Genomic DNA, 16,890 nt, shown 5'->3' with positions numbered 1-16,890 from the left:
ACATTACCTAATCCTGTGATAGTAAACGGATTTGTTGCCGCCGCACTCCAAATAGTTCCTCCATCTAATGAATACTCAAAACTTGTTGGTGTACTTGATGGAAATGCTGCTGTTATTTCAATACTTCCGTTACTTTCTCCTATACATCTTGGATTTGTAAAATCTGTTATTTGTGCGGTAAATGCCTGATTATTTAAAACTGTAATATTAGTTACATCCACTGTACAGTCGCTTCCGTAATCAACTGTTACAGTATAAGTCCCATCAGATAATCCACTAAAAATTCCTATAGTATTATTCGTTGCTCCTAAAGTATAATTATACGTTCCTGGTGCTGCTGGTGTTAATTGTGTTAAGGTTATGGTTCCTGTTCCGTCACACGCGTAAGTCACTGCATTACTAAATGTTGGCTCCTCTGGTAATGCCGCTATCGTTATGGGTGCTAAAGTTATAGAACATCTCTTTGCATCACTTATAGTTACTGTGTACGTACCATCTGTTAAACTACCAAATGCATGATCAAATGTTACTGCATCCGTTGTATGAATCGTTGTCGTTGTTCCATCACTTAATGAATATGTATAAGGTGCTGTTCCTCCTGTTACATTTTCTACCGTTATCTCTCCTTGTTGAGTACATGTATAATCTTGACTTCGCCTTGAATTTCCTGCTAATGCATCTGGTGCAGTGATGGTTATGGTTGATGCTGCTGTTGCACAGTTATTAGCATCAGTAGTAACAACATCATATGTTCCTTCTGCTAAATTGTTAAATGTAATATTTGTTCCTGCTCCTGGCCCTGATGTTTGTACTGTTCCTGGTGCTCCCTGTAATGTTATTGTGGTGGTATAATCGGCTGTTCCATCACTTATTACTACTACTGCCGAACCTTGACCTCCATTACAATCGGGTTGTGTTTCGGTTACAACTATTGTTGGATTATCTATTTGATTTATTGTGATAATTTCTTTGTACTCACAATATGGTGCAACTCCTCCGTTATCTCTAACAACAGCATAATATCGCCCTGGAACAGGTGCCGATAAATAATTAGCATTTGTAAAAGTTCCATTTTCATAGTTTGAATAATCTTCAAAGCCTGGGTATATTTGAAATATTTGATATACATAATTTGTATCACCTCCTGATGCTTGAAAACTAATACTACCAAAAGTACATCCAATATCTGTTTTAGTTATTACTGCTGTTACTTGTGGATTTATGGTTACCGTATCGGTTGCAGAACAGTTAAATCCGTCTGTTACAGTTACTGTATAATTACCATTAGTTAATCCTGTAAATATATTGGTGTTTTGTGTAGTGGTCGTAGTTCCGTCATTTAAACTATATGAATAATTTCCGTTACCTGTACCTATATTTACGGTAATTGTTGCATCGGCTGCACCACTATAACAAGTAGTTGCGTCTAAACTAAATGTTACCGCTACTGCATCTGGTACATTTACTAATAATGGTGCTGATGTACAACCCTCTGCATCTGTAGCTACTACCCAATAATCTCCCGAAGTATCAATATCGGTAAATGGTGCGCCTGTTTGAACGGCTGGTGCTGTTGCTGTTGCATTGTTAAATAATGCATATGTATAAGCTCCTCCGTTTCCTCCGGATGTGGTTCCGGTTATACTTATCGTTGCTCCATCTAATGTAGGGTCTGTATCACAAGTAATTAGTTTTGTTACACTTGCCGCTACTACTATTGGTGATGGATCTGATAAATCTTCACTCAAAGATACATTACACGCTGCTGGTGAAGTATTATCTGGTCGTACCGATATATTATGTGTTCCATCTCCTAAATTCGGAATTGAAAACGGATTTGTTCCTGCTGTTTCCCATCCAGCTCCTAAACCTAAATCATACTCAAAACTTGTTGGTGTACTTGATGGAAATGCTGCTGTTATTTCAATACTTCCGTTACTATCTCCTATACATCTTGGATTTGTAAAATCTGTTATTTGTGCGGTAAATGCCTGATTATTTAAAACTGTAATATTAGTTACATCCACTGTACAGTCGCTTCCGTAATCAACTGTTACAGTATAAGTCCCATCAGATAATCCGCTAAAAATTCCTGTAGTATTATTCGTTGCTCCTAAAGTATAATTATATGTTCCTGGTGCTGCTGGTGTTAATTGTGTTAAGGTTATGGTTCCTGTTCCATCACACACATAGGTTACTGCATTACTAAATGTTGGCTCCTCTGGTAATGCCGCTATCGTTATGGGTGCTAAAGTTATAGAACATCTCTTTGCATCACTTATAGTTACTGTGTACGTACCATCTGCTAAACTACCAAATGCATGATCAAATGTTACCGTATCAGTTGTATAAGTTGTTGTTGTTGTTCCATCACTTAATGTATAAGTATAAGGTGCTGTTCCTCCTGTTACATTTTCTACCGTTATCTCTCCTTGTTGAGTACATGTATAATCTTGACTTCGCCTTGAACTTCCTGATAATACATCTGGCGCAGTGATTTCAATATCTGTAACCTCATAGTTACATTGGTAAGATGTTTTAGTTGCACGAACATATACAGTATATGTTCCTGTAGCTAAACTATCAAAATATCCTGAAGCAAACCAATTAGTATTATCAATACTGTATTGTATAGCATACCCTAAATCATCAACTACTTGAACATTTGTTGTTCCATCACTTTGACCGCTACAACTAACATTAACATCTGTATGTGTAAATGTTAATGGTGCTTCTCTTATCACAGTAATTGGTTCTGAAATTGAATAACAACCATTATCATCAAAAACGATAAAACGGTATTCCCCTTCATTACCAACAGGAATGTTATAAGTATATGGATTTGCAGATGGTGTTAAAAATGCTGAAAACGGAACATCTGAAGGTTGTGTGTATAAATCTGTTCCTTGACTTGTCCATACAGCGATATTATAGGTATTTCCTGAAACTGTATCAACAGTACCTCCTGTTGCTGTTAATCGAATAATTCCATCAGAACTACCGTTTTCACAACTAATATCTTTTAACTTTAAAGCTGCTAAATTTATTGGGGCTGGCTTATCAATTACTACTGTTTCTGAGGCAGTACATTGTGCTGTAGTTACTGTTACAGTATACGAACCTCCATCTATTAAACCATCAAATAAATGACTACTGTTAGCTGTTGGTCCTTCAGTAGCAACAACACCTGCTGTACTATGGGTTAAGGTATACGTATAGTCACCTATTATATTATTTACTTGTGCATTAATACTTGCTGTACCATCTGAGCACTCCATATTGCTAGTAGTTACTATAAAATCAATATCACTTTCTTGAATATTAATTGAACCGAATGTGTATTCACATGAAGCAGCTGACGGGTTGTTTAATCTAATTGTTAAATCATAATCTCCTGGCGTAGTTAAATTATCAAATACATTACTATTTTGATAAGGAGCGTTGTATCCGCCAGGTCCTGATAAACTATATTGATAATTTGATGGTATATTATTTACTGTAATTGAACCATTTGATCCACAAAAAATATCAAGTTCTACTATATCTGGATTTAAAGTTGCTTTAAATACGTTAAAATAGTAACTTTTAGGACATTGCCCATCATACTCTACATCTAAACGATACTCACCTTCATCAGCTACATTTAAAGAAAAATTTGTTGATAATGGAGTACCCCAATCACAACCCGTATCTACATTTGGGCATCCTGCTCGAGTTTCATCATTACATGAGGCTTCATCTAACTTATACCATTTGACAGTTGTTGCTGATGCTGGATCAAAAGGTAAATTAATTGTTCTTGAATTTCCATCGCCACATAAATATATCTCTGCTAAATCTAAACTATTATTAGCACAAACAAGCATTTGATCTGAGAAAGGTATTAACGGATTTGGTTCTGAATTATACCCTACTACATTTACTGTTTCTTCAGTGTCAATACAACCTGATGGTGCTGTTGTTCTAACAGTATATGTTCCTGTACTTGTTACTAACTGGTTTCTTGAGGTACCTATGATGTTTCCTGAACTATCTCTCCATTCATAAGCTGAGAAACCTGCTCCTGCAATTAATGTTGTACTACTACCACAAATTACTTCTGTTCTTTCATACCTACATCCGCTAGTGTCAACTAAAAAATTAGAAGTACCTACAATTCCAAAATTACAATCATCTAAACCAGCAAAACTCTCTTCATTGTTAATTGGTGGTGCTCCACCTCTATCACTTTCATAATTAGCAAAAGCTTGATTTGATATTCTATTTGAACATACATCACGTAACTGACTACAATCACTAACAACTGCTACTTTTATTTTTATATCATAGTACCCATCATTTTCTTCAACAAGGTCATCTGGTATATTAAATATTAATTTCCCTCTAAAATTGTTAGCTGCTGTTGGTGGTTCATAATCACTTAATACTTGAGCTCTTGTAGATTCTAATTCGGGCGGTAATATTAAATCAGCTGGTAAAAAATCAACATTTTTTGGAAGAATATCTATAATTCTTGTATTTTTAGCGTTATCTGTACCTACATTTTGAAAACGTATATTGTAAAACAATTCACTTCCTAAACCTACTGTTTGTCCAGAAATATCTGCTCCTGCAGCATTTTGTATTGTTTTAATTAACTGCACTTTAGGCTCAATTACTTCAACTGACATACCTAATAAAAAGGGCCAGTAAGAATCTCCTGAAGTTGTAAATCGTAACGTAGTATTTGTTTGACCGTTATTTAAAATTGATTTTGTTCCATTATTTAACGTAAACATATCAACATCGAAACCTAATGTATTTTGACTGTTAGGGTCTCTTCCTGGTAAGTAACTATTATTTTGGGTTATAGATCCGTTAAAAAAATTTGTTGTACCATTTAAACTTCCTGTGGTTAAAGTTTCAAAATTTCCTGAATTTCTTCTTTCTATTTGAAAAGCATCACCCGTAATTGACCTATCTCCTTCTAAAGCAGCTACCATAAGATTTGCTCTTACGGGTCCAGAAGGTACTGTTTGAAAACCACTTACCGGTACATCTGTATAATCATTTGTGTCTTTCTTTATCGTTGAAAACCCATCAAAAAGATAAAACTTTTTATTTTTTTGAGTTTCATTTTCATAAATAATTACCATTACCCAACCTGCTGATGATCCTAAACGACTACCTATATTATCCTGACCAAGAGTTGCTTTAATATTTGCTCCGTAATAATCTCCATTTGCATCTGGGTCACCAGCAACATTTGTTAAGCTTTGTACCATTGTTGTAACGTCTTTGTAACATACGTATGGTTTTTCTGTTGCTATTCCATCATCAAATATCAATTCTCTTTTTGTTACATCAAATTTATCTGCAACTAAATCGACATAATTACCCCCAGGAACTTTAAACTTCATGGTGTTAAAATCAGCATCACGAGTATTTACACCTGCCGATTCTTCGTTCCAATTATCATACGGATAAATTCCTGCCCAATACAACCCTGCGTATACAACTCTAGAACAATCTGGTAAATTTAAAGATGATTTTGAAGATGAAAATGTGGTATTATCATTATCTACATCAATATATTGCAAATTAAATGAATGATTACCTCCATAACCATCATATGCATCTTCACTATAATAATAGGTCCAACGATTCCACTCATACACCCAACCTTCTACATTTAAAATATTATTAGCTACAAAGGTCATATTACCTCTTACCCTTGTATTATAACGTTCTTTAAAAGGAACGTCTGCTCTTCTTTCTGCTGCTGTTAAATATCCTTCAACTATATTGTTTTTTTCTTGTGCAAACAAATTGGTTATTTGTAGTAGAAAAATTGATATTATTAGTAATTTTTTCATCATCTTCATTGGGGAATTAATTGTTGGGGGCTTACAAATTAATTATTTTATACGTACTATCGTTTTACGGTCGTAAAAAGAACCGTTTAAATTATTATTATACAACTTAATAGCTTCTTCTCTGCTATCAGTTTTTGCTATATACACATGCATATAACCTGTGGTTGGGTTTATAAAATATCCTGCATCTATATCATCATTCCTTAACTCATCAACATTTCTATCTGCCAGTGATTTTTTAGAGTTTACATATACCTGTATATAGTAGCCAGGGGCTACTCCTTTCATATTACCCGACATAGTTCTAACTCTTGCTGGTGGTTGTGTTTTAGGTTCCTTATAACTATCACCGCTGGTACCTATAGTTAATTTAACAACATATACAGGATCTTTACCACTTTTTTTAATTTTTATAGATGAGGCATCATTTTTATCATCATTTTCAAATAAACGAGTTTTATCGGTTAATTCTTCAACTTTTTCATCAGCATCCTCTTCTTTTGCATATCTATCAACATATACATAGTACCATTTTTTTTGTGGTTCGTATATATATTTTGCTTCTAAATTTAATCTTTTAAACTTTTCTATTAAGGGTTCTGTATTTTCTTTATCTCTAAATCTATCAGCAACAACATAATACATTGTACCACCGCCACCAGCATAAGTAATTGTACTTTGACGCCAAGGTTTATCTGATCTTCTTTTTAATGATGTGTCTTTTGCTTCTACCTCTTCTTTAACCGAAGGTGTTATTGGTTTTTGCTTTGGTATTGGCTGATTTTTTAACAGTCGTAACACTTCATCAACTTTTTTATTTAATATATCTATTGAATCTTGTGCTGTTTGAATTTCGTCAGATAAATCATTATGCTCTTCGTTTTTATAATCATTTTTTGGAGCTCTTTCTGGTAATGTTACTTTTACACTTCCTGTTCTTCTTACTGGCCTATTTCTTGTATATGATTTTTTACCGAAGTTATAAATTAACCCTATTTCATTAGTTGCTGCAAAACTACTTTTTTCATAACTGATTCCAACAGCTAAATTTTCAGAAATATTTACACCTAAACCTGCTGAAATCCCGTAAGTTTTGTCATAACCTGCTTTTAACCAACCTGCTTTAGGTAAATCTAAAATTACATTTCCTCCTACACTAAATTCGTTTTCTCCAGGTTTTCTAGCCATTAGTAAGGCTCTTAAATCTGCTCCTTCTAAAATTCCTGAAGCATACGTAAGTTCATGAGAATACATCGCATGAAGCGAAAATGTTTTTTCGGCAAAAGAAGTAGCCATTTCGCTACTTTTTAAATTAAAGTCTACTAAGTTTTCAAAAAATACACCAACATCAAACTTACCAAATGACACCGTAACTGCTGGTTGTAACATTACAATAGGGGTGTCTTGAAAATTTGCTACTTGTGGATCTGGAACAGTAGAATTAACCTTTAACGCATTAGCACTTCTTCTACTATACAAAAAATTAAAACCAAAGGTTAAATCCATCGTTTCATTTAATTGTAATCGTTGTGCATAATTTACTAAGGCTCCAAAATCTTTAAAAACACCTACCTCTTGTTGATAAATTGCAAAACCGGCTCCTACATTTTCGCGCATTTTACCAGAATAAGTACCTAAATATAATCTAGGGTTATCTTCAAAATCAACATTACTATTACGAACAGTTGCGGTAATTGATGTTTTATTTTCTTTCAATGCCGAAAATGTTGGCACTGTTAAAAAACGATTAAACTTCATAAAGTTTCGTGAAGTAAAACTGTTATATTGCTGCGCGTTATTATAAGTCTGTGCTTTTAATGAAAACACACTTATTAATATCACTATACATACTATTATTTTCTTAATCATTCTTATTTTTAATCTAATACAGATATTGTTCCTGCTTTAATTAATGTATCGTCTTTTATTATTTTGTAATAAAATATTTTCTGATTTCCTAAATCTTCAGCTGGCCAATCATTTTTATAATCGGTTATTTTTAAAATTTCCTTTCCATTTGAGTTATACAACTCAATGGTTACTGAGGGCTGGAATGCATATGTGTTTGATAATTTCCATGTATCGTTTATCCCATCTTGATTTGGCGATATAATATTAGGTACTATTATTTGATCATCTGGCTCTACTACTTCAACTGTTTTTGTTAACTCACAGTTACCTACCTTTACCAATACAGTATAAAAACCTAAGGTACTTACTGTTAACTCTTCGGTCGTAGACAATAATGTACCTAAAACATCCTCTCCTTCATACCATTCATAAGATTCGCCTCCTGCAGCAACTATCGTGGCAACACTTCCATCTTCCATTACAACTTTTTCTGATGGGGTTATTGTAACTGCCGAATCATCAAACAAAACAACTTCAATTGCGGCTAACTCATTAGCACAACCAAAGCCAGAATATTGCAACACATATTCTCCTACTTCTGTAACTTCAAGTGAACTAGGATCTGACGGAGTTACATCTTCAGTTCCGTCTTTAACCCATTTATAAGTATATCCTGCTATTACATTATTGATTATATAAATAATAGAACCTCCTGCACAGAGTGAGTTTGATATTGTTGTCGAAGAAATTTCAGGAATTTCTACTAATTTTACATTTAATTCATTTGAGATACCGTTTTTACCTCCTACATTAACTGACAATGTATACAAGCCACTTTCAAGATATGAATTTACTGAAAATTCATCTTCCGTGGCACCCGATATAGCTACACCTCCTTTATTCCATTGATAATTTAACATTGCAATTTGAGCTGTTGTTAAATCATATTCTTGATCATCTTCACCAATTGCCTTTACTCCTACTATACTTAATGTTGTTGTTGCTGTATTACATTCCTCATAATCTGTTGCTGTTCTTACAACGACATCAAACGATTTTACACCAATTAGTTCATACTCATCAGAATCAACTACAATATTACATGACCCAGAAGAACTTTTAGTTACTCTTGCAAAGTACACTCCTTTTTCTGTGGCATTTGTACATAATTGAGTTCTTGCTGCCAAGGGGTTTGTATCTTTATACCATTGAATGGTTGCTGAAGATGCATCGTGAGTTATACAGAGTTCACGGGTTTCTCCAGGTAAATAAATTGTTTTTAAATTACCGGATGTATTTACATTAAAATCTGCTGATGTTGTTTGCTTTAACTCTACGTTATCTGAAACTGTTTGGCAACTTCCTGTATCTATTTCTAAATGATAAGTTCCTAATTGCCCTGCTGTAGGTGTGGTATAGGTAGCAGAATTTGAAGATTGTACTAACGTATTATTAAAATACCAATCATAAGTAAACGAAGCGTCTGTTACATTCGCCTCAAAAGTATGTGATTCATCTCCACATATTTGAACAGTTAACGGACCTTTTATTTGTGTGTCTGATTCATTAAAAACAACAACATCTATTAAGGTTGACTCTTTAAAACCACAAGCTCCATAATTTATTTTTGCTTGATATTTACCTGTCTCTGACACCTCAAATACAGGATCAACTGTTGTTGTAATTAAACTACCATCTTTATACCACTCGTACTGCCCTTTTTGAGTTGTGTTTAAAATGACTTCTTCTGCCCCCCCCTCACATAAAACTACATTTTCAAAATTATTTAAAATAAAAGTTCCATTAATTATTTTATATGCTTCAAAAGCATCCGATTCTGGACTTGTCATCGCAGGCGAAGAAGCAACTAATCTAATTTTATAATTAGCACCAAAAGTATCATTAGGCAACTGAAAAGACCTATCAAATGTAAAAGAAGAATTTTCTGTAGTTACTGTACCAACGTTAGTAGGGCTCCCCCAAGTACCATCAGCCTCCGACAGTTCTATTGTAAATTGATTGTCGTTAGGAAAAGTTGTTGTAGCATATTTAAACCTCACTGTAAAATCTGTTGTAGCACCATCATCACACGCTGAAGAAAACTGTAACTCAGGTTTCAATAACGTTTGTGACATTAAATTAGTACTAACACAAAAAAGGAATAAACCTAAAAGTCTTAGTATACTCTTAGTCTTTTTCTTCATTAATTATGGGGATTTTAAGAAACATCAAATGTATACTTTTTATACAACAAATAAAATCTAATATATAAATTCTATTCCAAACACACAAACTTAATACTAAACAAATAAATAACACACTCATTTACAATTAATTAACCCTTATTAATCTCTACTTTAAAACCGCTAATATTCATCACAAAAAATAACAGATTCTAACGTATATTTGTATTTCAAATCTCTTAAGCTATGACATCAAAAATTATTATTGCTATTGACGGGTTTTCATCTACAGGAAAAAGTACTATTGCTAAACAGTTAGCTAAAAAACTTGAATATATTTATGTTGATACTGGCGCAATGTACAGAGCTGTTACTTTATATGCTATGCAACAGAATTTTATTTCTGAAACACATTTTAACCCTGAAGATTTAATTAAAAACTTACAAAACATTTCTCTTTCTTTTATTTTTAACGATAGCTTAGGTTTTGCTGAAGCTTTTTTAAACAACACGAATGTTGAAAAAGAAATTAGGACTATTGAAGTTTCTAAACTGGTTAGTAAAGTCGCTACAATTTCAGAAGTTCGAAAAAAACTAGTACAAGAGCAACAAGAAATGGGAAAAAACAAAGGTATAGTTATGGATGGTCGCGACATTGGAACCGTAGTTTTTCCTAAAGCTGAATTAAAGTTATTTATGACAGCCTCAGCAGACAAACGTGCTACACGTCGTTATAAAGAATTATTAGATCGTGGAGATACTGTAAAGTATGAAGAAATATTACACAATGTTCAAGAACGTGATCGAATTGACTCAACTAGAGAGGATTCTCCTTTAACCCTAGCCAAAGATGCTATTGAATTTGACAATTCTGACATGGGCCTTAAAGAACAATTTGAACGCATTATGAGCCTGGTTAACATGCGTTTAAATTAAATTACTATCTTGTATAAAAAAATCAGCTATTATTAAATAATAGCTGATTTTTTTTATCATTTCATAAAACATAGTTTTACTTACACTTCCTCAAATTTTGAATTTTCTGAATACGTTCGCCATTTCACTAAACAATTTTCAATATCTGTAGGTATTTCAGTATTAAATTGCATAAACTCACCTGTTGTAGGATGTGTAAAACCTAATGTTTTTGCATGTAACGCTTGTCTTGGTAGTGTTTTAAAACAATTTTGCACAAATTGCTTATACTTTGTAAAAGTGGTTCCTTTTAAAATAGCGTCTCCTCCATAACGTTCGTCATTAAAAAGTGTGTGCCCTATGTGTTTAAAATGCGCTCTAATTTGATGAGTTCTTCCAGTTTCTAATTTACATTGCACCAAGGTAACATACGTTAAACGCTCTAAAACTTTGTAATGTGTTACAGCATGTTTACCATGATCGCCTTCAGTAAAAACATCCATTTGCAAACGGTTTTTAAAGCTACGTCCAATATGGCCCTCAATAGTTCCAGTATCCTCCTTTACATCGCCCCATACTAACGCATAATATAATCGCTCGGTAGTTCTATCAAAAAATTGTTTTGATAAATGCGCCATTGCAAATTCGGTTTTTGCAACCACTAACAAACCACTGGTATCCTTATCAATACGATGTACTAACCCTGGACGTTCATTAGAGTTTGTTGGTAAATTTTCAATATGATAAATTAATCCATTCACTAAAGTACCTGAGTAATTTCCATGTCCTGGATGCACTACCATTCCTGCTGGTTTATTTACCACAATTACTGCATCATCCTCGTATACAATATCCAAAGGAAGCTCTTCAGCTACTAATAAATTTTCAGCTGGCGGGTATGCTAAAACCACACGAACAACATCTTTTGGCTTTACTTTATGATTTGGCTTTACTATTTGATCGTTCACCAAAACATTACCAGCCTTGGCCGCTTGTTGAATTTTACTTCGCGTTGAATTTTCAATAAAATTCATTAAAAATTTATCTACCCTTAATGGCTCCTGTCCATCAGTTGCAACAAATCTGTGATGCTCATATAAGTCATCATTTTCGGCTGCTAAATTTACATCTTCCTGCATAAATCAGTTATATTTTATTACCTTTTACCGTCTCCTAAAACAAGATTAATCGTTGTTTTTTTTGGTAATTTTGTTCCTGGCTCAATTATCTTTCCGTTATATTTCAAACCTCTTACTACATTTTTACCTATATCTCTTACCCAAGTAATTTTTTTCCCGATTATAAAACCTTGAGATTGTAAATGTGTTGTTGCCTGTCTTTTGGTTCTTCCATTTAAATTAGGCACCTCAATATCTCTATATTTAGACGGATTTAAAGTTAAATACAACTTTCGTTTTTCTTTTACAAAATCTCCTACTGTAGGGTCTTGTTCTATCACCGATTTTTTTGGATATTCAGGATTATAAGTTGCACTATCAATTATAATAAAATCTAAATTAAGTTCATCTAATTTCTTTTCAACTTCTGCTAACGACATTTTATGCAAGTTAGGCACCTGTATTTTTTGGTCATGATTCGTAGTCATTCCCAACCACCATTGTAATGTAAAAACAAATAATAATAGCGATACAACCGCAATTCCTATTTGAATTAAAAATGTTTTACTCTTTATAAATTGAAATAAACCTTTAAGGTTTCCTATAAAATTATTCATATCCTTTTTTTGTAAGCTGGCGCAAATTTACAGTAAAAAAATTACTATTTTTAATTCATGAACTCTTAAACGAGTTTTTTTGGTAAGTTTGTATAAACTTAGGCAATCAATTTTATAAAATTAATAAATCAAAAGTATTTAAAGTGAAAAAAAACATAGCTATAATTATGGGAGGTTATTCCTCTGAAGTTGAAATCTCCTTAAAAAGCGGTGCCGTGGTTTATAAGCATCTTAACAAGCAAAAATATACTGCTTATAAAATTCATATTTTAAAAAACAAATGGGTTTTGGTTGATGACAACAATGATGAATTCCCTATAAACAAACATGATTTTTCTGCAGATGTAAATGGGAAAAAAATAACTTTCGATTGTGTTTTTAATGCCATTCATGGTGCACCAGGCGAAAACGGAACTATTTTAGCTTATTTTGATTTAATTGGATTAAAACATACTTCTGCTCCTTTTTATCAAATGGCACTAACATTTAATAAACGTGACACCTTAAGTGTTGTTAAACAATACGGTATTGCCACTGCAAACTCAATATATTTAAATCAAGGAGATGCTATAAATATTGATAAGATTATTACCAAAGTAGGCTTACCATGTTTTGTAAAACCTAACAACGCAGGCTCTAGTTTTGGAATATCAAAAGTACATACTAAGCAAGAATTAATACCTGCTTTAGAAATAGCTTATAAAGAGGATTCTGAAATTTTAATTGAAAGTTTTTTAGACGGAACTGAAGTTTCTGTAGGAGTAATCAACTACAAAAATAAAATTACCGTTTTACCAATCACTGAAATTGTTTCGGAAAATGACTTTTTTGATTACGAGGCAAAATACGAAGGGAAATCACAAGAAATTACTCCTGCTCGCATTTCTAAATCACAAGAAAAAAAAGTTACCGCTGTTGCTAAACGTGTCTATCAAGTTTTAAATATGAGTGGTTTTTCACGTTCTGAATTTATTTTCGTAAACGACGAGCCACATTTTTTAGAAATAAATACTGTTCCTGGTTTAACAGAAGCTAGTATTTTGCCACAACAAGCAAATTGCGCAGGTATTTCATTAGCCGAATTATTTGGTAACACTATTGAAACGGCCTTAAAATAACCCTAAATGGAAAACACTACCATAAATATTAATGAAGCTACAATTAAAAATTTTGTAGCATCAATACGACCTGAAGATATTGAAATTAGAAAACAATTAGATTTTGGGTATTCTTTTGATAAAAACATCGCTATTCTTTATGAAATTAGACCTGACTGGCTTAACCCAGAAGAAAAAAACCATATCGAATTTGCTAAAATTAGATTTTATAAATCTAAATTAGAATGGAACTTATATTGGATGCGCGCTAGTGAAAAATGGGAACTGTACAAACCTTTTCCGAAATCAACACACTTAGATGAAATTATTCAAATAATTAAAAAAGATAAAAATGGTTGTTTTTTTGGCTAATAAAAAACACCTTTTTAAATACCTAATTTTATGAAAAAAGCTATTTTCCCAGGATCTTTTGATCCTATTACTTTAGGACATGTAGATATTATTGAACGTGGTGTTACCTTGTTTGACGAACTCGTAATTGCTATTGGTGTAAACTCTGATAAAAAATACATGTTTTCTTTAGAAGAACGCAAACGTTTTATTGAAGAAACTTTTAAACACCAACCAAAAATTAGAGTCGTTACCTACTCTGGTTTAACGGTAAATTTTTGTAAAGAAGAAAACGCGCAGTTTATTTTAAGAGGACTTAGAAACCCGGCTGATTTTGAATTTGAAAAAGCCATCGCACATACCAACCGTAAACTATCTGAAATAGAAACTGTTTTTTTACTAACCTCGTCTGGTAAAAGCTATATTTCATCATCTATTGTACGTGATGTTATTAGAAATGATGGTGATTATACTGGTTTGGTTCCTGATGCTGTAAAAATTTAATTCTTCTTATTTTGAAAAAAACACTCTTACTTTTATTGTTGATTTCCTTCGGATGTCAAAAAAAATTAACAAAAAAAACAGACGATTTTACCACCTTATTTGAAACATCAAATGGAACTGAAACTCCTGAATACAAAGATGTAATTTCTTTTTATCAAAAATTAGCTACTAATTACCCTGAAGTTTCACTCTTTGAAATGGGAGAAACTGATTCAGGAAAACCACTACATTTGATAGTTTTTAATGCTGATGGAAAAATTGATTTAAAAAAATTAAAAGACTCTTCAAAAAACAGAATTTTAATCAACAACGGAATTCATCCAGGTGAATCAGACGGTATTGATGCATCCATGCTACTTTTACGCGATATTGTTCAAAATGACTCACTAAAAAAAACATATAAAAACGCACTTATTTGCGTTATTCCTGTTTACAATATTGGAGGTGCTTTAAATAGAAATTCGCATACACGCTCCAATCAAAATGGCCCAAAAGAATATGGTTTTAGAGGAAATGCACGAAATTACGATTTAAACCGTGATTTTATAAAACAAGACACTAAAAATGCCGCTTCTTTTGCTGAAATTTTTCATACCATAAACCCTGATGTTTTTATTGACAATCACGTAAGTAATGGTGCCGATTACCAATATGCAATTACCCACTTATTTACTCAGCACAATAAACTGGGTGGAAAATTAGGACAATTTTTAGAAACAGAAATGCGTCCTTACATCGAAAATTCTTTAGCAAAAAAACAAATTCCCATTACACCTTATGTTAATGTATGGGGAAATACCCCTGAAAAAGGATGGTCGCAATTTTATGACTCACCCAGATATTCAACTGGCTACACAACATTATTCAACACTTTAGGTTTAATGGTAGAAACTCACATGTTAAAACCTTATAAAACACGTGTAATACAAACCTATGAATTATTGTTTTCTACTTTAGATTTCACAGAACAAAAATCATCAGAAATAAAATTGCTTCGTAAAAATGCAGTTGCTAAAATTATTAACAACAAAACTTACCCTATTACCTTTAAGATTGATAAAGAAAATACTAGCAAAATTAATTTTAAAGGATATGAAGGCACTTACATCCCTAGTAAAGTAACCACAGGAAAACGATTGTTTTACGATAAATCTAAACCATACAATAAAACAATTTCTTATTACAATAATTTTAAAATAATAAAGGAAATAAATATTCCTGAAGCCTATATATTACAAAAAGGTTGGCATAGAATAACACAAAGACTTATTGATAATAAAATTAAGTTTACTCCTTTTAAAAACGACACTACTCTAATAGTAGAAACTCAACACATCAATAGCTTTAACACAAAAAAAGCAGCTTATGAGGGGCATTATTTGCATCATAACACAACTGTTAAAACAACAACAAAAACAATTCATTTTAAAAAAGGAGATATTTATATTCCTACAAAACAAAATGGAATTCGATATATTATTGAAACTTTAGAAGCCGAAGCGACCGATTCATTTTTTAACTGGAACTTTTTTGATACTATTTTACAACAAAAAGAAGGGTTTTCAGCTTATGTATTTGAAGATGTTGCTGCTCAATTCTTAAAAAATAACCCAATCATAAAAAAAGAATTTGACCACAAAATAAAAACAGATAAAAAGTTTGCAAAAAACACCCACGCACAATTAAATTTTATTTACAAAAAAACACCTCATTACGAAAAATCACATATGAAATTACCTATCTATAAAAAATTTTAGTCAGTATTTAAATTTTTTTGAATACTACTTAATTTCAATTTTATATTTTTGTTATACTTTATATGAACAACCTTCCTCAAAAATCTGTTTGTGAACAAAAAAATTTCGAAAAAATTTTTAACAAACATTCACAAACCTTAAGAAACTACATTTACTATAAATGTGGAAACATGCAGCAATCCGAAGATTTAGTGCAAGAAGCATTTATAAAACTTTGGGACAACTGTGATAAAGTAATATTTGAAAAAGCTAAATCGTTTTTATATACAGTTGCAAACAATCGTTTTTTAAACGAGATAGCTCACAAAAAAGTGGTTTTAGAACATTATCGAAAAAATATTTATCTAGATAAAACCAATGAAACACCTCAGTTTATTTTAGAGGAAAAAGAATTTCATCAAAAACTTAAAAAAACAATTGCTAATCTACCAGAAAAACAACGAGAAGTTTTTCTTTTAAGTAGAATTGACAAGAAAAAATATACTGAAATAGCCGAAATTACAGGAATATCAGTGAAAGCAGTAGAAAAAAGAATGAGCAAAGCCTTGCTCATACTAAAAGAACAAATTGGTAAAATTTAACAATACGCATTAATAAGTAGGGTAATTAAACTTTTAATTGTTCTTATACTACAAGTGTGAA

Annotated in this window: 10 protein-coding genes and 1 pseudogene; 6 read left to right on the top strand and 5 right to left on the bottom strand. The window is 32.2% G+C overall.

Annotated features, from left to right (window positions below):
• From BA195_RS13735 to BA195_RS13725, 3 genes and pseudogenes are all read right to left on the bottom strand, one after another.
• Nucleotides 1–5,858: pseudogene (locus tag BA195_RS13735) on the bottom strand (hypothetical protein); the annotation flags it as partial.
• Nucleotides 5,859–5,897: 39 nt separating this feature from the next.
• Nucleotides 5,898–7,724 carry a PorP/SprF family type IX secretion system membrane protein gene (locus tag BA195_RS13730; protein ID WP_084443226.1) on the bottom strand — a complete coding sequence of 609 codons (1,827 nt, stop codon included), beginning with the start codon at nucleotides 7,722–7,724 and terminating at the stop codon, nucleotides 5,898–5,900.
• An 8-nt stretch (nucleotides 7,725–7,732) separates the two neighbouring features.
• Nucleotides 7,733–9,841, bottom strand: a complete 2,109-nt coding sequence (locus BA195_RS13725) for a T9SS type B sorting domain-containing protein (protein WP_068706427.1) — start codon at nucleotides 9,839–9,841, stop codon at nucleotides 7,733–7,735.
• Nucleotides 9,842–10,135: 294 nt separating this feature from the next.
• Between BA195_RS13725 and cmk the strand changes: the two genes are divergently transcribed.
• A complete protein-coding gene (gene cmk / locus BA195_RS13720) occupies nucleotides 10,136–10,825 on the top strand; it encodes a (d)CMP kinase (protein WP_068706425.1) in 690 nt (229 codons plus the stop codon).
• 80 nt (nucleotides 10,826–10,905) lie between these two features.
• On the opposite strand, the gene BA195_RS13715 is transcribed toward cmk, so the two are convergent.
• Nucleotides 10,906–11,943 (bottom strand): RluA family pseudouridine synthase, encoded by a 1,038-nt coding sequence (locus BA195_RS13715; protein ID WP_068706423.1) that lies wholly within the window; start codon nucleotides 11,941–11,943, stop codon nucleotides 10,906–10,908.
• 17 nt (nucleotides 11,944–11,960) lie between these two features.
• The gene (locus tag BA195_RS13710; protein WP_068706421.1) at nucleotides 11,961–12,539 is read right to left on the bottom strand and encodes a PASTA domain-containing protein; all 579 of its coding nucleotides are present in this window, start codon (nucleotides 12,537–12,539) and stop codon (nucleotides 11,961–11,963) included.
• Nucleotides 12,540–12,682: 143 nt separating this feature from the next.
• Here BA195_RS13710 and BA195_RS13705 point away from each other — a divergent pair, with 143 nt between their 5' ends.
• The 5 genes from BA195_RS13705 (at nucleotide 12,683) to BA195_RS13685 (ending at nucleotide 16,829) form a co-directional block, all read left to right on the top strand.
• On the top strand, nucleotides 12,683–13,657 hold the full coding sequence (locus tag BA195_RS13705) for a D-alanine--D-alanine ligase (protein ID WP_068706419.1): 975 nt from the start codon (nucleotides 12,683–12,685) through the stop codon (nucleotides 13,655–13,657).
• Between the two features lie 6 nt (nucleotides 13,658–13,663).
• Complete coding sequence (locus BA195_RS13700) at nucleotides 13,664–14,008, top strand: DUF3024 domain-containing protein (protein ID WP_068706417.1); 345 nt, start codon at nucleotides 13,664–13,666, stop codon at nucleotides 14,006–14,008.
• Between the two features lie 30 nt (nucleotides 14,009–14,038).
• Nucleotides 14,039–14,491: a pantetheine-phosphate adenylyltransferase gene (gene coaD, locus BA195_RS13695; protein ID WP_068706416.1), complete on the top strand. Its 453-nt coding sequence runs from the start codon at nucleotides 14,039–14,041 to the stop codon at nucleotides 14,489–14,491.
• A gap of 11 nt (nucleotides 14,492–14,502) precedes the next feature.
• On the top strand, nucleotides 14,503–16,248 hold the full coding sequence (locus BA195_RS13690; protein ID WP_068706415.1) for a M14 family metallopeptidase: 1,746 nt from the start codon (nucleotides 14,503–14,505) through the stop codon (nucleotides 16,246–16,248).
• Nucleotides 16,249–16,310: 62 nt separating this feature from the next.
• On the top strand, nucleotides 16,311–16,829 hold the full coding sequence (locus BA195_RS13685) for an RNA polymerase sigma factor (RefSeq protein ID WP_068706414.1): 519 nt from the start codon (nucleotides 16,311–16,313) through the stop codon (nucleotides 16,827–16,829).
• Nucleotides 16,830–16,890 lie beyond the last annotated feature (61 nt).

The organism is Tenacibaculum soleae (assembly GCF_001693415.1).
In the GTDB taxonomy this organism is placed as follows: domain Bacteria; phylum Bacteroidota; class Bacteroidia; order Flavobacteriales; family Flavobacteriaceae; genus Polaribacter; species Polaribacter soleae.
This window is presented reverse-complemented; position numbering and strand designations above follow the sequence as displayed.